We start from the raw sequence: 22526 nt of genomic DNA on the forward strand, positions 1-22526 counted from the left end.
AAGGAGCCCGCGATGAATCCGTTTCTGTTCGATGTGATCATCACCTTCGTCGCTGGCTTCCTCGATGCGGTCGGCGTCACCTATCTGTCCGGCATCTTCGTCTCCTTCATGAGCGGCAACAGCATCGGCTTCGGGATCGCCGTCGCGCATGGGCGCACGGCGGTGGCGATCCCGATCGCATCGGCGATCACGAGTTTCGTCGTGGGGGCCTTCATCGGCTCGCTGATCGCGCAGCGGCGCATATCGGCGACGATGATCGTGTTGATGCTCGAAGTCGCGATGATTGTCCTGTCCATCTTTCTGGTCGGCGAGATCAACGGCTTCATCGCGCTGCTTCCCGTCTGTCTGGCCATGGGCATGCAGAATGCGATTCCGCGCCCGGTGTCCGGCATTGCCATCGGCCGCAGTTTTGTCACCGGCGAATTGTTCGGCATCGGTCATTCGCTGGCGTTCGCATTGCAGGATCGCCGCCAGTTCAGGCAAGCCGCACTTCATGCGGCGTCATGGCTCACCATCGTGCTCGGCGCGATCAGCGGTGCCGTATCGCTCGCGCAATTCGGACTGGCGCCATGTCTCGGTGCCTGTGCCGTGGTGTTGTTCGCGCTTATGGCCATCGATGCCTGCGCGCAATTTGCGGCACTCCGCAAGATCATCAAGGTGCCCCCGCGATAGCACCACGCATTTCGCCAAATCGGCATCCGGCGATCCAATCATTCCGGCTACGGCGTCGCTAATTTCTCACCATACACAACAGGAGGCTTCCATGAAGGCGACGACCAATCTCTCATTCCGCTATCAGCTGGAAAAGCAGACGCCCCGCACCAGTTCCGGTGGCACCACCCGCGGCGCGTCGGTGCATGAATTCCCGGCCAGCATCGGCATTGCCGGCGTCTCCATGCGCCTCGAGCCCGGTTCGATGCGCGAGTTGCACTGGCATGCGAATGCGGCTGAGTGGGGCTATGTGATTTCCGGCCGCTGCCGCACCACGCTGCTTAATCCCGATGGCTCGTCGGAGATCGACGTGTTCGGTCCCGGCGACATCTGGTATTTCCCGCGCGGCTGGGGTCATTCGATCCAGAGCATCGGTCCGGGCGAGTGTCACTTCGTTCTGATTTTCGACAATGGCGATTTTTCCGAAGATCACACCTTCAGCATCACCGACTGGCTTGCGCATACGCCGCAATCCGTCGTCTCGCAAAATCTCGGCATCGATGCCGACAAGCTGAAGGCCTGGCCGAAGGGCGAAGCCTATTTTGCCGCAGGCTCCGTGCCGAACGAGCGCTCATGGGATGCCGCCGTGCGAAAATATCCCGAGCTCGTCAGCGCCCACCGCTATCCGCTCTTGGCACAGCAGCCGCGCCAGATCGCCGGTGGCGGCGTGCAATATATTGCCTCGGTGAAGGAATTCCCGATCTCCACCACCATGGCCGGCTCGGTGCTCGAAATCGAACCCGGCGCAATGCGCGAACTGCATTGGCATCCGAATGCCGATGAATGGCAGTACTATCTCACGGGTACGGCCGAGATGGCCGTCTTCCTCGCCGAAGGTCAGGTTGTCACCGAGCAGTTCGAGGCAGGCGATGCCGGCTACGCGCCGATGGGCTCGGGCCACTACATCAAGAATACCGGCAGTGATGTGCTGCGTGTGCTGATCGGCTTCAACAGCGGGCAGTACCAGTCCAACGATCTCAGCGCCTGGCTCTCGACCAACCCGCCGGATGTGCTGGCCACCAATCTCGGCCTGTCGCGTGACGTCGTGAAAGACCTGCCGCATGGCGAAGCGATCATCGTCGCCGATACGAACCAGCGCGACGTCATCCGATAATTTGATGGGATGAAAAAGAATGCGAGGCGCAGCCGGCATCACCACGGCTACGCCCCGCGTCGCCGGTCTTTGGGGCAGGGGGACGACCGGCTGTCTTGATGACGCCGGCGCGCGAAAAGCGTTCCGCGGAACCCAAAATATTTAAAGCACGGTTAAGTGAACGCCAGTCGTGAACCTCAGGGCTTGACTGACGTTCTAATGCCATAGCGCCACGCGCAGACGTGGGCAGGGTTAGCGTCACACAGAGCGTTACAGCGAGGCTCAGATGTCAAAGATGTCCAGTCTGGTCTTGGGTTTGGTCAGCGGTGCTGCCATGTTCGGCGCCATCCAGTACGCCTCCGGTAACGATCTTTCGGGCAGCAGCCTCCGTGGCACGCTGACAGACCGCGATACCGCCATCTCGACCGCCTCGTTCACGCCCGCCGTCAATCGCACCGCCAAGGGCGATCGTGACACCACCCCTGCCAAGCTTGATGCCGGACAGACGCTGTCCTTCCAGGTCCACGGCCTGACCGATACGTCGGTGCTGCTCCGTCTGGCCGGTCCCGCCCCGAAGGCTCAACAGGACAAACCGGCGAGCACCAAGGCCATCCCCGTCGATACCAAGCCGCGCAAGGCCACGGTGGCCTGCGAGCCGCCGGTCAGCATGCTCACCGAAGTCGCGCGTTCGTTGCAGCCGGGCCGCTGCGTGACCTGACGTCTTGAGGCAAGCCTTGCCGCTGGGCTGCCACAGAGTTGCCGCAAGAAATCTCGGAAAATCAGTCGCCGGCAGCCTCATCGGGGCCGTCGGCGCTGTCGTCTTCATCTTCGTCCGAAGAAGTGCTGCGGTTCGCCATATAGCCCACCGCGACGCCCACCAACGCCAGCAATGGTACGAGCTTTTTCAATCCGACCGCGCGCGCGATCTGGATTCCCGTTGCGACCATCATGGGGTCGATCAGCGGCGCACTGGCGGCAGCCCGTGCCGCGGCACGGGCCGCCGCAGCGGCCCGCTCACGTGCGCGCTTTTGCTTGATGGCATAAACCTGCGCGAAAATGCCGGCGACGACCAGGAAAATGCCTGCAATCGCAAGGCAGGCGGTGATCGCGCCATAGGCCTGCAGCACGGCAATGAAAATGGCGGCGCAGGCAAAGCCCAGCGCGATGAAGCCGGCGAAACCTGCGATCGCCACCAGCGACGTCATGCGCAGGCTGGCGCCGGTCGAGTGTTTGAGATCGTCGATGTAACGCTGCAGCATCAAAGCCCCCGGATCGATTGCTTTATCATAAAGAAAACCGGCGGCGCCTTGCGGCCCCGCCAGTGTCGTATGTCACGATTGTCGGCGCCGTGGTTAACGCTTGCGCCACGCCATGCCGATCAACACGCCGAGGCCGAGTGCCAGACCGACACTGGCCAGCGGACGCTGGGTGATGCTGTCTTCCAGCGTCTCTTCCAGTGATGACGCGGCGTCATAGGCGGCGCTGCCGCGTTCGCGCAGGTCGTCATAAATAGCGCTGCCACGATCCTGCAGGTCGGAATACACGTCATCGGCACGCGAGCGCGCTTCCTTGACGCCGCGGCGGGCCTGCTTGCCGGCCTGGCCGGTAAAGGCATTGAGGGCGTCGGTGATCTGGTCGGTGAGGGCGGAGACGTCGTTTTTCACGGCAGCAAGATCCTTCTGCAGGCGGCTATAGGTTGCTTTGTCCGTTAGTTTCTTCAATTCGCTCAAGGCATCGTCGTCGGACATGCGAAGCTCCCTTAGAAACCAGAACCGGAATTGCAGCAGAAACGCGCCGTCAGATCGTAAGTTCCATCGATAAACCCGGATTACTCCTGCGGCAACTGGGGCGAATTGAGCGGCATCAAATGCTCTTTCAGGATCAGCCCGACGATCAGGATCGGCGCCGCGAGGAAGCCGCCCATGGGTCCCCACAGCCAGGTCCAGAAAGCGAGGCCGATGAATACGGCCAGCGCATTCAGCTGCAGCCGGCGGCCGATAATGGTGGGCGTAATGAAGTGGCCCTCCATGAAGGTGAGCCCGACAAACAATGCCGCAGCAATCAGGCCGGCGCCGAGTGTGGAGGCCGAGATGATGCCCACCACCACCAGGATCACGAACATCACCACCGGGCCGATAATAGGAAAGTAATTTAGCGTTGCCGCCAAGGCACCGAGGCCTGCCGGATTGGGCATGCCGGTAGCGGCGCAGATGATGCCGGTGCCGATGCCGACCCCGAAATTGATCACCGTCACCATGATCAGGTAATCGCCGAGCCGGGTTTCGATGGCATTGAGAATGCGCAGCGTGCGCAGTCGCCATTCGTGATCGGCGAAATTCATCACCATCGCGCGGCGCAAGTCCTTCCAGCTCGCGATAAAGAGCACGAGCGTCGCGAAGAACAGCAGGAATTCGGTGAAGGTCGGGGAGAGGAATTCGACCGTAGGCTGCACCCACTCGATCTTCGGCAGTTTGAACTGCGTATTGGCCAGCGGTTCGGCGTCGCCGAACAGTCCCTGAATCTGATGCCACAGCGCCAGCGGCCGATCGAGGATCTGCAGCTTATCCTTGAGCCGCGCGCCGAGCTCGGGAAGGCGGTCGCTCCATTCCATCAGCGGCGCCGAGATCAAACCAATGATGAACACCGCGACCGCACCAACCGCTAGCACGATGAGCACCGACGATACCGAGCGTGGGATGCGGCGCTTTTCGAGAAAGCTCGCAGCCGGTGACAGCATGGTGCCGACGATAAAAGCTGTGACGACGGGAAGAAAGAACGCCTTGGCGAAATACAGCACCACCATCACGGTGATGACCAGCAGCGACACCAGCGCAAAGGCCACGACTTCGGCGCGCCGGATCACCGGCGGCTGTTCGATGCTGCTTTCGGAAACGGGAGTGCCCGGAGGCTTTTCAGGGAAAGCGCGGACCTTACTCATGATCTGTCACGGCACGCCGCCTCCATTGGTGAAGCGCAAATTGCAGCTCCACAAGGATCGCCCGACAACACGGGACTACCTTACAAGTTCCGTCGCGAAAGCGTGATGGTCGCTTGGTTGACAAATCGCTGTTGTGATGAACCCGCGACGGAACCAGTGCGACCGAGATGATGTTATCCGCGCGTCAATCACACGGGGCAGTCACATGTCAGACGCATCTTCTCGCAAGCTTTCGCTCCGCAGCGTTGGCGCGTTTGCGCTTGTCGCGGCCATGTCCCTCGCGCCATGCTTGATGACCAGCGCATCGGCGCAGGTCATGAGCTATGCGCCGACATCGCAGGATGGCTTCCTCGAAGATAGCATCATGGTCACGCCGGAGCAGCAGCAGGATGCCGCGTCCTACGTGATGCCGGAGCGCCTGCGTCGTACCGAAGTCAGCTATGCGAGCAATCAGGCGCCGGGCACGATCGTGATCGATACCGGCAATACCCAGCTCTATTACATCCTCGGCAACAACCGCGCGATCCGTTACGGCGTCGGCGTTGGCCGGGAAGGTTTTACCTGGGCTGGCACCGAGACGGTGACGCGGAAGGCGGAATGGCCGGATTGGCACCCGCCGGTCGAGATGATCCGCCGCCAGCCATATCTGCCGCGCTTCATGGCCGGCGGCCCCGGTAATCCGCTCGGCGCGCGCGCGATGTATCTCGGCTCCAGCATCTATCGCATCCACGGCACCAACGATCCCACCACGATCGGGAAATTCGTGTCGTCGGGGTGCATCCGTCTGACCAATGAAGATGTGCAGGACCTTTTCAGCCGCGTGAACGTTGGCACCAAAGTCGTTGTATTGCCGAAGTCGGGTGTATCGCGCGAAATCGCACGCAACGCACCGACCTCGCGGACAGTGACATCCGCGCAGCCGCTACGGGTGCAGGCGACGGGACAGCAGGCCATGAACCTCTCGGCGTCGTCGCTGTACTGAGTTCGAGACGGATCATTTGAAAGTTGGAGGGCCGGGCCCCATGACCCCTATGTCGGGACGACGGCTCTTCGGAGCAGCTGCATTGGCGTTCGGCGTAGTTGTCGTCGCCATCCCTGCTGCTCACGCACAAGATTTCTTCTCTGAATTGTTCGGCGGTATCGCGCGCGGTCGTATGCCGAGCATGCAGATGCCGTTCGACGACGGTCCGCCGATGCGGGCCGAGCGACCACGTGTTGCCGGCGGTGGCGCGCAGGCTTATTGCGTGCGGACCTGCGATGGCCGCTATTTCCCGATTACGGCGAATGATAGCCAGAGCCGGGCCGCCTCATGCAACAGCTTCTGCCCTGCGAGCAAGACTGAGATCGTCTATGGTAGCAGCATCGATCATGCAGCGACCGAGAATGGCAAATCCTATTCGGAGCTGCCGAATGCCTTCAAGTTCAGGAACGAGATCGTGGCAGGCTGTACCTGCAACGGAAAAGACCAATTCGGTCTCGCGCAGGTCAAGATCGAAGATGATCCGACCTTGCGAAAGGGCGATATCGTGGCCGGTGCGGATGGGCTGAGATCGGTAACCCGTACTGACAAACGCGGTGCTTCGCTCAACATGACACCGGTCCCGGCCTCGGTGAGCGCAAAGTATGAGCGGGTGCCGGTTGTGGCGCGGGAGTAAATTGTCGCCTTGAATGTCGCTCGGCTTGACCGGGCGATCCAATAGACATCGGCGATCGTGATTGATCTCTTCGGCAGTGTGTCCTGGAACGCCCGCTTTCGCGGGCGATGACAGTTCGGACGTGTTTTACGCCGCCCGGATCTTTCCGATAAAATCTGTCACCTGCGATCCCAGCTGGCGCGTCTGTGTTGCCAGCGTTTTAGACGCCATTTTCACGTCCTGTGCCGCTGCACCGGCTGCATCGGCATCGGCGCTGACGCCGGTGATGTTGTCTGAAACATTGCGTGTGCCATCCGCAGCCTGCTGGGTTGAACGCGTGATCTCCTGCGTGGCAGCGCCTTGCTCTTCGACGGCCGCAGCAATCGCCGTGGCGACCTCGTTGACCTCACCGATGATGCCGCCGATGGCCTTGATAGCCTCGATGGCGTCATTGGCTACGCGCTGGATGTCCGCGATCTGCTCGGAAATGTCGTCGGTGGCCTTGGCGGTCTGGCTGGCCAGCGATTTCACCTCAGAGGCGACCACGGCGAAGCCACGGCCGGCCTCGCCCGCGCGTGCGGCCTCGATGGTGGCATTGAGCGCCAGCAGGTTGGTCTGCGAGGCGATATCGTTGATCAGGCCGACCACTTCGCCGATGCGGTTCGCGCTCGCTGCGAGGCCCTGCACGGTGGTGTCGGTCTGCTGCGCCTGGTTTACCGCGCGGCTGGCAATGCCGGCCGCATGCGATGCCTGGCGACTGATATCGTTGATGGACGTGCTGAGCTCCTCGGCGGCAGCGGCGACGTTCTGAACATTCGCCGAGGCGTCGCTGGAGGCACGCGCGGCATCCTGCACGCGCGCATTGGTCTGGCTGGAGACAGCAGCCATGCCGTCTGATGTCGTATTCATCTGGTCGGAGGCGCTGCCCAGGGTGCCGAGCGTGTCCTGCATCTGGACTTCGAACTGGCCGATATATTGCTCGATCGCCTGCTGACGGTTCACGGTCTGCGCGTTCCGCTCGCGTTCCTGCCGCTCGATGTCAGCCTTCTCGATGGCCTGTTGTTTGAAGGTTTCGAGGGCGCCGGCGAGCGCGCCGATTTCATCATGACGATCCTTGTAGCCGGACTCGACAGCGAGATCGCCGCCGGCGACTTTCAGCATGGCATCGCGAATATGATTGAGCGGCACGATGACCCGACGCGTCACGGCGAGCATGCTGGCCACGGCAACTGCGATAGCGATCAAGAGGAGCGCGGCTTGCACGAACAGCGCGCGCTGCGCGACGCTAATCTGATCGACGGCGCGCTCGGTGGCGAGATCGAGCGCGCGTTCGGCGACGATCACCGCAGTGCTCATGCGTTCGACGGAATATGGGCTCCAGGCGAGAGCGGACATTTCCGGCTTGGTGCCATTGGCGAGGGCTTCGACAAGGCCGTCACGCAGCTTCAGCAGAGCGGGATCGAAATAGGTCTTCTTGGCCGTATCCATTGCAGCGCTGAGCGTCGGCGGCATCTTCATGCCCGTGGTTGCCAGATCGAGTGCGGTCCATGCGACCTCCGTGCCGCCGGCCAGCTTGGCATAGGTTCTTTGACCATCCGCCGGCAGCTTGCCATTGCCAAGCGAGGTGGTGATCAGGACCGACGCTTCGCCGGCGGTCTGACGCAGCAGCCAGGCCATCTGCTTGATGGAGAGCAGTTGATCGATGACCGCGTCGCTATTGTTGACGGCGCCTGAGAGCACCGATGAAATCTTGTCCAGCACTGGCAGCAGCGCGTCGTTATTGGTCGCATAGTCCTTGGCGAGCGTCGGGCGGCGGTCGGCCTTCGGCTTGTTCATGGCCTCCCAGGATTCCGCTTGAAGTTTCGCCAGCTCATCGACGAGGCGGGATGCTTGCGGCAGCAGCGTAGCCTTGTTCTCGAAATCGATATTGGCCAGCACCTGAACCGACTTCTGCATCGCCGGCAGTTCGGCGTCGCGGATAGCACGCGCATATTTTGCGAAATCGGGCTGCATGATGCTGTCTGCATTCAGCGAACGAACCGTCGATGCGCGGTCAGCGCGCAGATTATGCATAGCCTTGAAGATGTATCCGGAAGCTTCGGCAATCGAAGATATGCGATTGGCAGTCTGCAGTCGTTGCCATGACGTCCAGGCGCCGGATGCGAGCACGACCACGACGCAGGCCGCCATCACGGCAATCACTGATTTCAGCAAAGTGGAAACGCTTAAACGATTCATCGCAATGTCCTCAGTCAATGCGATGACCTAGCCGCAGAAAGGTAAAAATTTCTTGCAGCGCAATATGCGGCCGTTCCGCACATGGAACCCAAAGCCGGCTTTTGCGTTCTCATCTGTAGTGGTGCTGCTCAATCGCACTCATCTGCGCGTTGTTGCGCGATGTCATGATTTCAAGCTGGGGAACTACAAATGGGCATACTTATCAGCGCTTTGATCACGTTTCTCGTCGTCATCCTGATTTTGTATTTGATCAACATGCTACCGCTCGACGGTCGCGCCAAGCAGATCTGCCGTGTGATCGTCATCATTCTCGGTGTGATTTCGCTGCTGAAATATATTGCGGTGTTTTAGGGGCGCGCTGTCATCGCCCGGCCTGACCGGGCGATCCATTAGACACTAGCGACCGTGTTTACTGGATCACCCGCTTTCGCGGATGATGACAAGCTAAGGGCAACAAAAAAGCCCCGGTGCGAACCGGGGCTTTTGCTATTTGGTGATCCGTCGATCAGCCCGCCGCCTTCGCCTCGCGGCGGCGTGCCGTCAAAATATACTCCGTATAGCCGTTCGGCTGCGTACGTCCTTCAAAGATCAAATCGCAGGCAGCCTTGAACGCGACGCCGTCGAAGCCGGGCGCCATGTTCTTGTAGATCGCGTCGCCCTTGTTCTGCTCGTCGACCACCACGGCCATGCGCTTCAGCGATTCCATCACCTGATCCTTGGTGATGACGCCCTGATGCAGCCAGTTGGCGAGATGCTGGGCTGAGATGCGCAGCGTGGCACGGTCTTCCATCAGGCCGACACCGTGGATGTCCGGCACCTTGGAGCAGCCGACGCCCTGGTCGATCCAGCGCACCACATAACCGAGGATGCCCTGGCAGTTGTTGTCGATCTCCTGCTTCACATCGTCCGGCGCCCAGTTCGACTGCGACACCGGGATGGTGAGGATGTCGCTGAGCTTGCCGCGGGCACCGCCCTTGGCGAGTTCTTTCTGCCGTTCAATCACGCCGACCTGATGATAGTGCAGGGCATGCAGCGTCGCGGCGGTGGGCGACGGCACCCAGGCGGTGGTGGCGCCGGCCTGCGGGTGGCCGATCTTCTGGGTCAGCATGTCGGCCATCTTGTCCGGCGCGGCCCACATGCCCTTGCCGATCTGCGCGTGGCCGGGCAGGCCATCGAGCAGGCCCGTGTCCACGTTCCACTCTTCATAGGCCTTGATCCAGGGCGTGGCCTTCATGTCGTTCTTGCGGATCATCGGACCCGCTTCCATCGACGTGTGGATCTCGTCGCCGGTGCGGTCGAGGAAGCCGGTATTGATGAACATGATGCGCTTCGACGCATTCTGGATGCAGGCCTTGAGATTCACCGTGGTGCGGCGCTCCTCATCCATGATGCCGACCTTCATCGTATTCTCAGGCAGCGACAGCATCTTTTCGACGCGACCGAAGATCTCGCAGGTGAAGGCGACTTCGTCCGGGCCGTGCATCTTCGGCTTGACGATATAGATCGAGCCGGTGCGCGAGTTGCGCAAGCTACCGGTGCTCTTGACGTCGTGGATGCCGATCAGGCCGGCCACGGCAGCGTCGAGCAGGCCTTCCGGGATTTCCTCGCCCTTGCTGTCGAGCACAGCGTCGGTGAACATGTGGTGGCCGACATTGCGCATCAGCATCAGGCTGCGGCCATGCAGCGTGAGGTCCTTGCCCGATGGCGTCTTGTAGGTGCGATCGGCGTTCAGCGCGCGGGTCAGCGTCTTGCCGCCCTTGTCGAAGTCGGCCGAGAGCGTGCCGTTCATCAGGCCGAGGGTGTTGCGATAGACCAGCACCTTGTCGTCGGCGTCCACGGTGGCGACGCTGTCTTCCATGTCCAGAATGGTGGAGACGGCGGCTTCCATCAGCATGTCCGACACGCCGGCTGGATCGTCCTTGCCGATTGGGCTCGCGCGATCGATCTGCACTTCGATATGCAGGCCGTTATTGACGAGCAGGATTGCATTGGGCGCTGCGTGGTCGCCGAGATAGCCGGCGAGCTGGGCTTCGTTCTTCAGCGCGGTGAGATTGCCGCTCTTGAGCTTGGCCGAAAGCTGGCCGGACACGATGCTATAGCCGGTCACGTCTGTATGGCTGCCGGTGGCGAGAGGGGCGGCGGAATCGAGGAAGGCCTTTGCCTTCGCGATCACCTTGTCGCCGCGGGCCTTGTTGTAGCCCTTGCCGCCTTCGCTCGGATCCTGCGGGATCGCATCGGTGCCGTAGAAGGCGTCATACAGGCTGCCCCAGCGCGCATTGGCTGCATTGAGGGCGTAGCGCGCATTGGTCAGCGGGACGACGAGCTGCGGACCACAGATCTGGCCGATTTCCTCGTCCACATTGGTGGTCTCGACCGTCTTGGTCGCGGGCTCGGGGAGGAGGTAGCCGATCTCTTTCAGGAATGCGGTATAGGCGGCGAGGTCGAACGCCTTGCCCTTGTTGGCGCGGTGCCAGTCGTCGATCCTGGCCTGCAGGGTGTCGCGGATCTTCAGCAATTCGCGGTTCTTCGGGCCGAGATCGTTGATGATGCCGGCCAGGCCGGCCCAGAATGCATCGGGCGCGATCCCCGTCTTCGGGGCGGCTTCCTTGGCGATGAAGTCGTACAGAACAGGGGCGATCTGCAGACCATGGGCGTCGATGCGTTTCATGATGCGTTTCTCTCGGGCAGGCGGCAATTAAGCTCTGATTTTGGGATTATGCAGACGAAGACTGCCGAAAGAACGGCGGCCTTGGGACGTTTTAGCGCCAAGCATGGGGGCGGGATAGCCCCCCGCGATTGCTGCTATGGTTGGGGGAGAAGGCCGAAAAAATCAGTGCCCGGGCGCGCGGCCGTGCGTATCCGGCGAGAACCGTTCCAGGATCACCTTGATCAGGATGGTGAACAGCGCCACGGCGGTCAGCATGGTCGCGGCGGCAAAGGCACCGGCGACATTGTAGTCCTGATACAAAAGCTCAATCTGTAGCGGCAGCGTGGTGGTCTGGCCGCGGACATTGCCCGACACCACCGAAACTGCACCGAATTCACCCATCACCCGGGCGTTGCACAGGATCGCGCCATAGAGCACGGCCCAGCGGACATTGGGCAGCGTGACTTTGATGAAGGTCGCAAAGCCGGAGGCGCCGAGCGTCACTGCGGCTTCTTCCTCGTCGGTGCCCTGCACCTGCATCAACGGGATCAGTTCGCGCGCGACAAAGGGCGCGGTGACGAACATGGAGGCCAGCACGATGGCCGGCGTGGCGAACATCACCTTGATGCCGAGGATCTCGATGATCGGGCCGAACAGGCCGGTGGTGCCATAGACGAAGAGGTATGCGACGCCGGCGACGATGGGCGAGATCGAATAGGGCAGCTCGATCAGCGCGATCAGCAGCGTGCGGCCGGGGAAGGTGAACTTGGTCACGCTCCATGCGGCGGCGAGGCCGAACAGGATGTTGACCGGCACGGCGATCAGCGCGGCGATGACGGTCAGGAAGATCGCGTGCTGGGTGCCGGGCTCGGCCAGATTGCGGAAGAACACTGCGATGCCCTGCGACAGCGCGGAGGAGAAGATCAGTGCCAATGGCGCGATCAGCACCAGCAGCGTCAGCACGAGGACGACGCCGAGCACCACGCGGCGCGCCACAGGTCCGGCACCGACCGGCGTCACCATCCATGCGCCATTGCTGCGCTTGTCGGCCATCACGCGTCTCCCCGGCCGAGATAGCGCAGGTTCCAGGCCTGTACGGCATTGGTGATGATCAGCATGGTGAAGGCCATGGCCAGCATCACCACGGCGATCGCCGCGGCGGCTTCGTAATTGTATTCTTCAAGGCGGATGTAAGTGAGCAGCGCCACGATCTCGGTCTTCATCGGCTGGTTGCCGGCAATGAATATCACTGCGCCGAATTCACCGAGGCTGCGCGCGAAGGACAGTGAGCAGCCCGCGAGGAAGGCCGGGAAGATCGCAGGGAAAATCACGCGCCACAGGATCTGCAGATCGCTGGCGCCGAGCGAGCGGCCGGCTTCCTCCACGTCGGTGCCCAGATCCTCGATCACCGGCTGCACCGTGCGCACCACGAAAGGGATGCTGGTGAAGGCCATCGCAATGGCAATGCCGAGCGGCGTGTAGGCGACCTGGATGCCGAGTTCGGCCAGCGGCGCGCCGAACCAGCCATTCTTGGACAGGAGTGCGGTCAGCGCGAGACCGGCGACGGCGGTGGGGAGAGCGAAGGGCACATCGACCAGCGCATCGAGGATGCGCTTGCCGGGGAACTGGTAGCGCGCCAGCACCCAGGCCAGCAGCAGGCCATAGACCGCGTTGAAGGCGGTAGCGGCGGCGGCCATGGTGACGGTGACGCGGATGGCCGACAGCGTGCGCGGCGACGACAGGATGCCCCAGAGCTGCGTCAGCCCGACGTCGGACGCCTTCAGGATCAGCGCGCACAGCGGCAGCAGGACGATGACCCCGAGATAAAGCAGGGTGATGCCGAGCGAGAGCCTGAAACCTGGAATGACGCTACGTCGCAAAGGAAGGTCCGTGGGTGAAGCTGTTTGCGCGCTTCATAGACGATTTGCGGGGAAATGGAATGCGAGGGGCGTTCCATTCTCAAACTGTCATCGCCCGGCCTGGCGCGCAATTGCGCGCTTGGACCGGGCGATCCAGTACACTCTGAAGCTGCGGTGTTTACTGGGTCACCCGGTCAAGCCGGGTGACGACAGTCGGCGCCTTATTTACCGCCGAACAGCTGATCCAGCTTTGCGCCGGCATTGAGATGCTCGGCGTTCAGCTTGTCCCAGCCGCCGAACTCGTCCTCGACGCGATACAGTTTGACGTCCGGGAACTTGTCCTTGTTCTTGGCCATCAGGTCCTTGTCGACCACGCGGTTATAGCCCTTGAGCTCAATGGCCTGGCCTTCCGGCGAATACAGGAATTCGAGATAGGCCGTCGCCAGTGCCTTGGTGCCGTGCTTGTCGGCATATTTATCGACCACGGTGACCGGGAATTCGGCGAGCACGCTGGTCGGCGGCACCACGGATTCCACCTTGTCCTTGCCGACGAGGTCGCGGATCGACGCGGTTTCGGCCTCGAAGGTGATCAGCACGTCGCCGGTGCCGCGCTCCACGAAAGTCGTGGTCGCTGCACGGCCGCCGGTGTCGAACACCGGGACATTGGCGAACAGCTTCTTGATGAAGTCATCAGCCTTGTCGGCGCCGTACTTGTTCTTCGCGAAGGCATAGGCAGCCAGATAGGTGTAGCGCGCATTGCCCGAGGTTTTCGGGTTCGGGAAGATCACCTGCACGCCCGGCTTCACCAGATCGTCCCAGTCCTTGATATTCTTCGGATTGCCCGCGCGTACCAGGAAGGCCGGCAGCGAGTAATAAGGCGACGAATTGTTCGGCAACCGCTTGGCCCAGTCGGCCGGGATCAGCTTGCCGCGATCATGCAGCACCTGCACGTCGGTGACCTGGTTGAAGGTGACGATATCCGCCTCGAGCCCTTCGAGGATCGAGCGCGCCTGGCGCGACGAGCCGTTATGCGACTGATTGATGGTGATGTCCTGACCGGTCTTGGCCTTCCACTGCTTGATGAAAGCGGCATTGATCTCGACATAAAGCTCGCGCGCGATGTCGTAGGACACGTTGAGCAGGGTGGTCGGCGTCTGCGCCTGAGCGGGCGCGGTGACGCCCACGGCGAGAAGGCCGAGGCCGGCGGCGAAAGTGGTCAAAAGGCGGTTCACGAATAGTCCCCTGCGTTGAGCGGATCGGTGATGGATAGCTGCGGCACTTTGTCCGCCGGGCGGTCCGAAATCTGCCCTGCAACGATCGTGTGCGGTTGCGCGTTTTACTGCAGCAACCCGCTGATGCGATCGTCCGAGAGAAGAACCATCTCCGGCATCTGGTGTTCGAGAGTAAAAAGTTCTACAATTAGAACGGCTCAAAGAAGAAAAAATCTTCTCTTTGCGTGCTGTAATCGAGAGATATATAGAATATAATTCCAGTCAACCCCGAAGTTCGGGGCGTCGGAGTTTGCATGCGCTTTCTGCCTGTCTTCCTGGACTTGCAGGCCGGACCGATCCTTTTGATCGGTGCCGGTGAGCTCGTGCGCGCCAAATTGCGGTTGCTGCTGGCAGCCCATGCGCGCATCCGCTGGCATGCGACCGATGGCGATCGCGACCTCGCCGGGCTCGATGCCGCAGCTGTCGATGCGATCGAATTTGCCGAGGGGAATCCGCTCAGTGCGGACCTGACCGGTGTCATCGCCGTGATGTGCGCAGGCGCCGGCGATCTCGGGCCGATGATGGCTGAGCGCGCCAGGGCGGTGGGATTACCCGTCAATGTGATGGACGATCTCGCCAACTCCACATTCATATTTCCGGCCATCGTCGATCGCGGCGATGTAGTCGTGGCTGTCGGCACTGGCGGGACATCGCCAGTGGTGGCGCGGCGTGTGCGCGAGATGATCGAGAGCGTGCTGCCGGCGCGCATCGGCGATCTCGCGACCTTCATCGGGCGCTGGCGCAAATCGATCAATGACAGGATTTCCGAGGCGCCGCTGCGCCGCCGCTTCTGGGAGCGCGTGGTCGATGGCGACATCGGCGCCAAGGTTCTGGCCGGTCGCGGTAGCGAGGCCGAGCAGGCGCTTGGTGCGATCAGCGATCTCGCGGCCTTCGCCGGTGCCTCGCAGACGGGTGCGAAGGGGCATGTCACTCTGGTCGGCGCCGGTCCCGGCGATCCCGATCTGCTCACCATCAAGGCGCTGCGCGCGCTGCAGGATGCCGACGTCGTTTTCTATGACGAACTGGTGTCGTCCGAAATTCTCGATCGCATCCGCCGTGACGCGTCACGCGTGCCGGTGGGGCGCCGTATCGGCAAGCCCGGCATCGGGCAGGATGCCACTAACAAGCTGCTCGTTGAGGCCGCGCAAGCCGGCCAGCGCGCGGTGCGTCTCAAGGGCGGCGATCCCTTCATTTTTGGCCGTGGCGGCGAGGAGATCGAATATCTCCGCGATGCCGGCGTGTCCTACTCCGTCATTCCCGGTATCACGGCTGGTCTCGGCGCTGCTGCGATGTTCGAGACCCCGCTCACCTATCGCGGCGAGGCGCTGCGCATCACGTTCCTGACCGCGCACAAAGAGAAGGACGCCGACAAGGTCGACTGGTCCGTGCTCACAGACGTGAAGATGACCGTGGTCGTCTATATGGGCATGACGGCGGCGCCGGCGATCCGCGAAGGCCTCATCAAGGCCGGCCGCTCGCCGCAGACGCCGGTCGGCGTATTCGCGCGCGTAACACGGCCCGATGCGCAGGCGGCTGTCGGCACGCTCGACAATCTCCCCTCGCTGGTCGCGCAGATCGATGGCGGCCCGGCCGTTCTCATCATCGGCGATGTCGTGGCGCATTCCGCGCCATGGCGCGCCGCCAATATCAACGCCTTCGTCTCTGACATTTTGGTAGCTGCCGAATGACCTCTCCCCTGCAACAGAAAATCAAGATCGCCGGTCCTTCAGTGGTGACAGCCAACCGCACCTGGGATGGCATCGTCATCTATCGCGATACCAAGGAGGGCTGGACAGATGATCTTGCCCAGGCGGCCATCGTGCGCACGGCCGATGATGCGCGTGCGCTGCTTGCCGAATCCGCCGCCGATGATGTCGGCGCCATCGGCCCCTATATCGCCCCGGTGATCGTCAAGGACGACGGCGCCGTCGAGCCCGGCAATTTGCGCGAACGCATTCGCCGCCAGGGCGTCACCATCGATCTGCCGATCTCGGCCTGAAAGTTCTCGACATGTATGCTTATGATGAAATCGATCGCACGCTCGTCAACGAGCGTGTCGCCGAATTCCGCGATCAGGTGAAGCGTCGTCTCTCCGGCGAACTCACCGAAGACGAATTCAAGATGCTGCGCCTGATGAATGGCGTCTATCTGCAGCTCCACGCCTATATGCTGCGCGTCGCCATTCCCTATGGCACGCTGTCATCGCCGCAATTGCGCAAGATGGCCCATGTGGCGCGTAAGTATGACCGCGGCTACGGCCACTTCACCACGCGGCAGAATATCCAGTTCAACTGGATCAAGTTGTCCGACCTGCCGGACGCGCTGGAAGATCTTGCTTCCGTCGGTATCCACGCGATGCAGACCTCGGGCAATTGCGTGCGCAATGTCACCACTGATCAGTGGGCCGGCGTCGCGCCGGGCGAGGTCGAGGATCCACGCATCTGGGCGGAATTGCTGCGGCAATATTCGACCATGCATCCGGAATTCACGTATCTTCCACGCAAATTCAAGATCGCCATCACGGCGTCTGATCATGATCGCGCGGCGATCAAGGTCCACGATATCGGTTTGCGGATTCTCAAGAACGAATCTGGCGAGACCGGCTTCGAAGTGCTGGTTGGCGGCGGTCTCGGCCGCACGCCCTTCATCGGCAAGGTGATCAAGCCCTTCGTGCATGGCGCCGACATCCTCAGCTATGTGGAGTCGATCCTGCGCGTCTACAATCAGTATGGCCGCCGCGATAATATCTACAAAGCGCGCATCAAGATCCTCGTTCATGAACTCGGTATCGAGAAGTTCTCTGCCGAGGTGGAGGAAGAATGGCAGGCGATGCGTCACAGCGCGCTGCAGCTCGATGACGAGATCGTCGCCGATATCCGCTCGCGCTTCCAGTATCCCGGTTATCAAACCCTGTCCGACACACCGGACGAGCTGAAAGCGGCATCCGCCGATCCGCAATTCGAACGCTGGCTGAAGAACTCCGTCGCGGCCCATCAGCACCCGGGCTATTCAATCGTTACACTGTCGTTGAAGCCGATCGGTGGTCCGCCCGGCGATGCCACGGCCGAGCAGATGGATGCCATCGCCGATCTCGCAGACAAATATTCGTTCGGCGAGATCCGTGTCGGCCATGAGCAGAACCTGGCGCTGCCGAATGTCGCCAAGCGCGATCTGCCGGCGCTGTGGCGACAGCTCGACAAGCTCCAGCTGGCGACGCCGAACGTCAATCTGATCACCGATATTATCGCGTGCCCCGGCCTTGATTATTGCTCACTGGCCAATGCGCGCGCGATCCCGGTGGCGCAGGAGCTGACGCGGCGCTTCGCCAATCACGACCTTGCGGACATGATTGGCCGGCTGCACATCAATATTTCCGGCTGTATCAATGCCTGCGGCCATCATCATGTCGGCCATATCGGCATCCTCGGCGTCGAAAAGAACAACGAGGAATTCTACCAGATCACGATCGGCGGCCGTGCTGATGAAGGTGCTGTGGTCGGAACGTTGATCGGCCCTGCGGTGCCTTATGATGACGTGGCCAATGTGATCGAGGACATCGTCGAATCCTATCTGGCGCTGCGGGCGCGGCCGGATGAATTGTTTTACCAGACCGTCGAACGTCTCGGCGTCGAGCCGTTCAAGGAGCGCGTTTATGCCACTCGTTAAGAAGGGCGCGATCGTTGCGGACAGCTTTACGCATGCGGTGGATGACAGCGAGATTCCGGTTGAGGGCGCAGCGCTGATCCCGGCGGTACGGTTTCTGGCCGATCCAGAAGCGCTCGTGGCGCGTAACAGCCCGACCGGCGTGATCTGGCCGAACAACCGCGATCTCGACGAGCTCGTGCCCTATCTCGACAAACTTGCGGTGGTGGCGCTGGTGTTTCCGACCTTCCGTGATGGTCGCGCCTATAGCCAGGCGCGGTTGCTGCGCGAGCGTTATGGTTACAAGGGCGAGCTACGCGCGACCGGGCAGGTGCTGCGCGACCAGTTTGTGCTGATGCTGCGCGCGGGTTTCGATGCTTTCGAGGTGAAGAAGGACGCAGACGCGGAAGCGTTTGCCGCCACGGTGAAACGCTACACCGTGTTCTATCAACCGACAGGCGATGGCCGCATCACCGCGCTGCATCGACGCATGCAAGCACGGCACGCGGAGAGCGCGCGCTGACGTCAATCAAGACCGACGGAATGCCGCATCCCAAATGCGGCAAATCCGTGGGAGATTGCTGCCGTCACTGTAGAAACATTGAAATGTGGTTTCGTTGACTTCGACCTGGTTGTTCACGATTTTGTCCGCCTTGCCCGAAAGCATTTGAGTCTTTCGGTTCACGGAGATCCCACATGGTTCGTCGCATCGTTCCCGTTCTCGCTGGTCTGCTCTGGGCGAGTTCTGCCCTTGCCGCTGACGTCTCGCTGCTCAACGTCTCCTATGATCCGACCCGTGAACTCTATGTCGAGTTCAACAAGGCGTTTGCTACGGCCTATCAGAAGGACAGCGGCAAGAGCGTCGAAATCAAGCAGTCCCATGGCGGCTCGGGTTCGCAAGCGCGTTCGGTGATTGACGGACTGCAAGCCGATGTGGTGACGCTGGCGCTGGCCTATGACATCGATGCCATCGCGGGCAAGAAGCTGATCGCCGAAGACTGGCAGAAGAAATTGCCGCAGAACGCGGCGCCCTACACCTCGACCATCGTGTTCCTTGTCCGCAAGGGCAATCCCAAGGGCATCAAGGACTGGAACGACCTGCTCAAATCGGGAGTCAGCGTGATCACGCCGAACCCGAAGACGTCCGGTGGCGCGCGCTGGAACTATCTGGCGGCGTGGGGCTATGCGCTCAAGAAGTTCGGATCGGAAGACCAGGCGAAGAAGTTCGTTGGCGATCTCTACAAGAACGTCCCGGTGCTCGATACCGGTGCGCGCGGCTCTACCGTGACTTTCGTCGAGCGCGGCGTCGGCGACGTTCTGCTCGCCTGGGAAAACGAGGCGTTCCTTGCGCAGAAGGAATTTGGTAAAGACAAGTTCGAAATCGTCGCCCCGCCGCTGTCGATCCTGGCTGAGCCGCCGGTCGCGGTGGTCGATGCCGTCGCCGACAAGAAGGGCACCCGCGCCGCTGCGGAAGCCTATCTGAAATACTGGTACACCAAGGAAGGACAGGAGATTGCCGCTCGCAACTTCTATCGTCCGCGCGATGCCGACATCGCGAAGAAGTATGAGACCTCGTTTGCCAAGGTGGACCTCTTTACCATCGACGACGTGTTCGGCGGCTGGACCAAGGCACAGAAGACTCACTTCGCCGAAGGTGGCGTGTTCGATCAGATCTACAAGAACTGATCGTAGCGTCGATATACAGGGGGCAGCGTGAGCGCGGCTAAACAACGACGCACGCTGCCGGGATTCGGGCTCACCATGGGCCTGACCCTGACCTGGCTGTCGATCATCGTGCTGATCCCGCTGGCAGCGTTGGTGCTCAAGACATTCGAACTCTCGTTCGAGCAGTTCTGGGGCATCCTCACCAGCCGACGGACATTGAACGCGCTGAAGACGTCGTTCGGAATCGCGTTCCTCGCTGCGATCGTCAACCTGATCGCTGGCATGGTGATCGTCTGGGCACTGACGCGCTATCGCTTTCCCGGCCGGCGCATCTTCGATGCGATCGTCGATATCCCCTTTGCGCTTCCGACCGCCGTGGCCGGCGTCGCCTTGACCTCGCTGTTTGCACAGAAGGGCTGGCTCGGTGCGCCGCTTGCCGAACTCGGCATCAAGGTGGCGTTCACCCCGATCGGTATCTTCGTCGCCATGGTCTTCATCGGGATTCCTTTCGTGGTGCGCACGGTGCAGCCGGTGCTGCAGGATCTCGACAAGGAAATCGAGGAGGCCGCCTCCAGCCTTGGCGCCAGCCGCTGGCAGACGGTGTGGCGCGTGATCCTGCCGAGCCTGCTGCCGGCGATGCTCACCGGCTTCGCGCTCGCTTTCGCACGCGCTGTCGGCGAATACGGTTCGGTGATCTTCATCGCCGGCAACCTGCCCAATATTTCCGAAATCGCGCCGCTCCTCATCGTGATTCGGTTGTCTGAATTCCGCTATGCCGACGCGACGGCGATCGCCGTCGTCATGCTGCTCGCCTCCTTCATCGTCATCTTCGCGATCAACCGCATCCAGCGCTGGTCGCAGAGCCGCATGGTGTAGTCTCAAAGCCGCATGTCGATTTTACCGCCCCCATCCCGCCCCTCCGCCGCGCGCAGCCCGACGCTGACCGAGCCGCGCTGGATTCGTGCCATTATCATCACGCTGGCGATCCTGTTCCTGATCGTCTTTGTCGTGCTGCCGCTGGTGCTGGTGTTCAGCCAGGCATTTTCACGCGGCGCCGAGGCCTATCTTCGCGCCATCACCGACTCCGAGGCGCAAGCTGCGATCCGGCTGACGCTGCTGGTCGCCGCCATCTCCGTTAGTCTCAATATGGTATTCGGCCTGATCGCCGCATGGGCCATCGCCAAATTCGAATTTCCCGGCAAGACCGTGCTGATCTCGCTGGTCGATCTGCCATTCTCCGTGTCGCCTGTGATCTCCGGCCTCGTCTTCGTGCTGCTGTTTGGCGGGCAGGGCTATTTCGGTCCGTGGCTGCAGAGCCACGGCATCCAGATCCTGTTCGCGGTGCCGGGCATCGTGCTGGCGACGACCTTCGTGACATTCCCCTTCGTCGTGCGGGCGCTGATCCCGCTGATGCAGGAACAAGGCACCTCCGAGGAGGAGGCCGCGATCTCGCTCGGTGCCTCCGGTCTGGCCACGTTCTTCCGCGTCACATTGCCCAATATCAAATGGGGCGTGCTGTATGGCGTCCTGCTCTGCAATGCGCGCGCGATGGGCGAATTCGGCGCGGTTGCGGTGGTTTCCGGCCATATCCGCGGCGAAACCAACACCATGCCGCTGCTGGTGGAAATTCTCTATAACGAGTATCAGTTCATGGCTGCGTTCGCGGTCGCATCGCTGCTCGCCATGCTGGCGCTGATCACGCTGGCGGCGAAAGCGATCCTCGAACGGCATCTGGATCAAGGACAACCGACCCGTGGCGATTGAAGTCAAAAACATTGTCAAGAAATTCGGCAGCTTTACTGCCCTCGACGGCGTCGATCTGAAGGTCGCCGATGGCGAATTGCTGGCACTGCTCGGGCCATCGGGCTCGGGCAAGACGACACTGCTGCGCATCATTGCGGGTCTAGACTGGCCTGACGCCGGTGAAGTGAAGTTCGACGGTCAGGATGCGCTGGAGCGCGGCGCCGGCGAGCGCAATGTCGGCTTTGTGTTTCAGCACTACGCCCTGTTCCGCCATATGAGCGTGTTCGAGAACGTTGCCTTCGGCCTGCGCGTGCAGCCGCGCAAGATCCGCAAGAGCGAGACGCAGATCCGCGCCCGCGTGAAGGAGCTGCTCGATCTCGTGCAGCTCGATTGGCTCGCAGATCGCTATCCGAGCCAGCTCTCCGGCGGCCAGCGCCAGCGCATCGCGCTGGCTCGCGCGCTTGCCATCGAGCCGCGTATCCTGCTGCTCGACGAGCCTTTCGGTGCGCTCGACGCGAAAGTTCGCAAGGAGTTGCGCCAGTGGCTGCGCACGCTGCATGAGGAAATTCACGTCACCTCGATCTTCGTCACCCATGACCAGGAAGAAGCGCTCGAAGTTGCCAACCGCGTGGTGGTGATGGACAAGGGCAAGATCGAACAGATCGGCACGCCCGGCGATGTCTATGACAATCCGGCTACGGCGTTCGTGCATTCCTTCATCGGTGAGTCCATCGTCTTGCCGGTCGACGTGCGCGAAGGGCAGGTGAAGCTCGGCCATCGCCCGCTGAATATCGATGCCGGGAGCGCCGTCGGGCCATCGAAACTCTTCGTGCGTCGTCATGACATGCAAGTGGGGCCGGTGGGCGAGGGCGCCCTCGAAGGCGTCGTGCGTCGCGTTCGTACCTTCGGCCCGATCCAGCGTGCTGATATCGCGCTGAATGGCGATGACACGCTGGTCGAAATCGATGCACCGCGCGATCGTCCGCTGACCACCGGCGACACCATCAGTCTGCAACCGCGACGCTACCGGATTTTTGCCGGGCAATAGAGCAATCTTCTTTCCTCTCCGTTCACCATTCAGCCAC

Annotated in this window: 22 protein-coding genes; 14 read left to right on the forward strand and 8 right to left on the reverse strand. The window is 61.6% G+C overall.

The annotated features are described in order from the left end of the window. Nucleotides 1–12: 12 nt before the first annotated feature. From AC1RQ5_RS07230 to AC1RQ5_RS07240, 3 genes are all read left to right on the forward strand, one after another. Complete coding sequence (locus tag AC1RQ5_RS07230; protein ID WP_493197908.1) at nt 13–672, forward strand: YoaK family protein; 660 nt, start codon at nt 13–15, stop codon at nt 670–672. Between the two features lie 91 nt (nt 673–763). Further along, entirely contained in the window at nt 764–1825 is a 1062-nt protein-coding gene (locus AC1RQ5_RS07235) for a cupin domain-containing protein (protein WP_493197909.1), read from the forward strand. Nucleotides 1826–2090: 265 nt separating this feature from the next. Further along, a complete protein-coding gene (locus AC1RQ5_RS07240) occupies nt 2091–2522 on the forward strand; it encodes a hypothetical protein (RefSeq protein WP_493197911.1) in 432 nt (143 codons plus the stop codon). Nucleotides 2523–2583: 61 nt separating this feature from the next. On the opposite strand, the gene AC1RQ5_RS07245 is transcribed toward AC1RQ5_RS07240, so the two are convergent. From AC1RQ5_RS07245 to AC1RQ5_RS07255, 3 genes are all read right to left on the reverse strand, one after another. Next, a complete protein-coding gene (locus tag AC1RQ5_RS07245) occupies nt 2584–3063 on the reverse strand; it encodes a hypothetical protein (RefSeq protein WP_493197913.1) in 480 nt (159 codons plus the stop codon). A gap of 93 nt (nt 3064–3156) precedes the next feature. Continuing rightward, nucleotides 3157–3552, reverse strand: a complete 396-nt coding sequence (locus AC1RQ5_RS07250; protein ID WP_398475440.1) for an ElaB/YgaM/YqjD family protein — start codon at nt 3550–3552, stop codon at nt 3157–3159. 80 nt (nt 3553–3632) lie between these two features. Continuing rightward, entirely contained in the window at nt 3633–4742 is a 1110-nt protein-coding gene (locus tag AC1RQ5_RS07255) for an AI-2E family transporter (protein ID WP_493197916.1), read from the reverse strand. A gap of 205 nt (nt 4743–4947) precedes the next feature. Between AC1RQ5_RS07255 and AC1RQ5_RS07260 the strand changes: the two genes are divergently transcribed. Beyond that, nucleotides 4948–5724: a L,D-transpeptidase gene (locus AC1RQ5_RS07260; protein ID WP_493197918.1), complete on the forward strand. Its 777-nt coding sequence runs from the start codon at nt 4948–4950 to the stop codon at nt 5722–5724. A 49-nt stretch (nt 5725–5773) separates the two neighbouring features. Next, a complete protein-coding gene (locus AC1RQ5_RS07265) occupies nt 5774–6397 on the forward strand; it encodes a DUF2865 domain-containing protein (RefSeq protein ID WP_398475603.1) in 624 nt (207 codons plus the stop codon). Between the two features lie 126 nt (nt 6398–6523). On the opposite strand, the gene AC1RQ5_RS07270 is transcribed toward AC1RQ5_RS07265, so the two are convergent. Continuing rightward, complete coding sequence (locus AC1RQ5_RS07270) at nt 6524–8614, reverse strand: methyl-accepting chemotaxis protein (RefSeq protein ID WP_493197920.1); 2091 nt, start codon at nt 8612–8614, stop codon at nt 6524–6526. Nucleotides 8615–8803: 189 nt separating this feature from the next. Between AC1RQ5_RS07270 and AC1RQ5_RS07275 the strand changes: the two genes are divergently transcribed. Next, nucleotides 8804–8965 (forward strand): Thivi_2564 family membrane protein, encoded by a 162-nt coding sequence (locus AC1RQ5_RS07275; protein ID WP_398475448.1) that lies wholly within the window; start codon nt 8804–8806, stop codon nt 8963–8965. Between the two features lie 154 nt (nt 8966–9119). Here AC1RQ5_RS07275 and AC1RQ5_RS07280 read toward each other — a convergent pair whose 3' ends face one another. The 4 genes from AC1RQ5_RS07280 to cysP form a co-directional block, all read right to left on the reverse strand. Continuing rightward, nucleotides 9120–11282 carry a malate synthase G gene (locus AC1RQ5_RS07280; protein WP_493197922.1) on the reverse strand — a complete coding sequence of 721 codons (2163 nt, stop codon included), beginning with the start codon at nt 11280–11282 and terminating at the stop codon, nt 9120–9122. A 162-nt stretch (nt 11283–11444) separates the two neighbouring features. After that, nucleotides 11445–12314 carry a sulfate ABC transporter permease subunit CysW gene (gene cysW / locus AC1RQ5_RS07285; protein WP_493197924.1) on the reverse strand — a complete coding sequence of 290 codons (870 nt, stop codon included), beginning with the start codon at nt 12312–12314 and terminating at the stop codon, nt 11445–11447. Further along, nucleotides 12314–13141: a sulfate ABC transporter permease subunit CysT gene (gene cysT, locus AC1RQ5_RS07290; protein WP_398475454.1), complete on the reverse strand. Its 828-nt coding sequence runs from the start codon at nt 13139–13141 to the stop codon at nt 12314–12316. Before cysT (AC1RQ5_RS07290) ends, cysW (AC1RQ5_RS07285) begins: the two co-directional genes overlap by 1 nt. A 200-nt stretch (nt 13142–13341) precedes the next feature. Then, a complete protein-coding gene (cysP, locus tag AC1RQ5_RS07295; protein WP_398475456.1) occupies nt 13342–14352 on the reverse strand; it encodes a thiosulfate ABC transporter substrate-binding protein CysP in 1011 nt (336 codons plus the stop codon). Nucleotides 14353–14645: 293 nt separating this feature from the next. On the opposite strand from cysP, the gene cysG reads away from it, so the two are divergent. From cysG to AC1RQ5_RS07335, 8 genes are all read left to right on the forward strand, one after another. Beyond that, entirely contained in the window at nt 14646–16079 is a 1434-nt protein-coding gene (gene cysG / locus AC1RQ5_RS07300) for a siroheme synthase CysG (RefSeq protein WP_493197926.1), read from the forward strand. Continuing rightward, nucleotides 16076–16390: a DUF2849 domain-containing protein gene (locus tag AC1RQ5_RS07305; RefSeq protein WP_493197928.1), complete on the forward strand. Its 315-nt coding sequence runs from the start codon at nt 16076–16078 to the stop codon at nt 16388–16390. Before cysG ends, AC1RQ5_RS07305 begins: the two co-directional genes overlap by 4 nt. An 11-nt stretch (nt 16391–16401) precedes the next feature. Further along, nucleotides 16402–18057, forward strand: a complete 1656-nt coding sequence (locus AC1RQ5_RS07310; RefSeq protein ID WP_493197930.1) for a nitrite/sulfite reductase — start codon at nt 16402–16404, stop codon at nt 18055–18057. Further along, nucleotides 18044–18556 (forward strand): DUF934 domain-containing protein, encoded by a 513-nt coding sequence (locus tag AC1RQ5_RS07315; RefSeq protein ID WP_398475465.1) that lies wholly within the window; start codon nt 18044–18046, stop codon nt 18554–18556. Before AC1RQ5_RS07310 ends, AC1RQ5_RS07315 begins: the two co-directional genes overlap by 14 nt. A 173-nt stretch (nt 18557–18729) precedes the next feature. After that, nucleotides 18730–19719: a sulfate ABC transporter substrate-binding protein gene (locus tag AC1RQ5_RS07320; protein ID WP_493197931.1), complete on the forward strand. Its 990-nt coding sequence runs from the start codon at nt 18730–18732 to the stop codon at nt 19717–19719. Nucleotides 19720–19746: 27 nt separating this feature from the next. Continuing rightward, nucleotides 19747–20574: a sulfate ABC transporter permease subunit CysT gene (cysT, locus tag AC1RQ5_RS07325; RefSeq protein WP_398475469.1), complete on the forward strand. Its 828-nt coding sequence runs from the start codon at nt 19747–19749 to the stop codon at nt 20572–20574. A 12-nt stretch (nt 20575–20586) separates the two neighbouring features. Continuing rightward, on the forward strand, nt 20587–21462 hold the full coding sequence (cysW, locus tag AC1RQ5_RS07330; protein ID WP_398475471.1) for a sulfate ABC transporter permease subunit CysW: 876 nt from the start codon (nt 20587–20589) through the stop codon (nt 21460–21462). Beyond that, the gene (locus AC1RQ5_RS07335; protein WP_493197934.1) at nt 21452–22489 is read left to right on the forward strand and encodes a sulfate/molybdate ABC transporter ATP-binding protein; all 1038 of its coding nucleotides are present in this window, start codon (nt 21452–21454) and stop codon (nt 22487–22489) included. Before cysW (AC1RQ5_RS07330) ends, AC1RQ5_RS07335 begins: the two co-directional genes overlap by 11 nt. Nucleotides 22490–22526: the final 37 nt, after the last annotated feature.

It is taken from the genome of Tardiphaga sp. GW821-FHT12E02 (assembly GCF_058807155.1).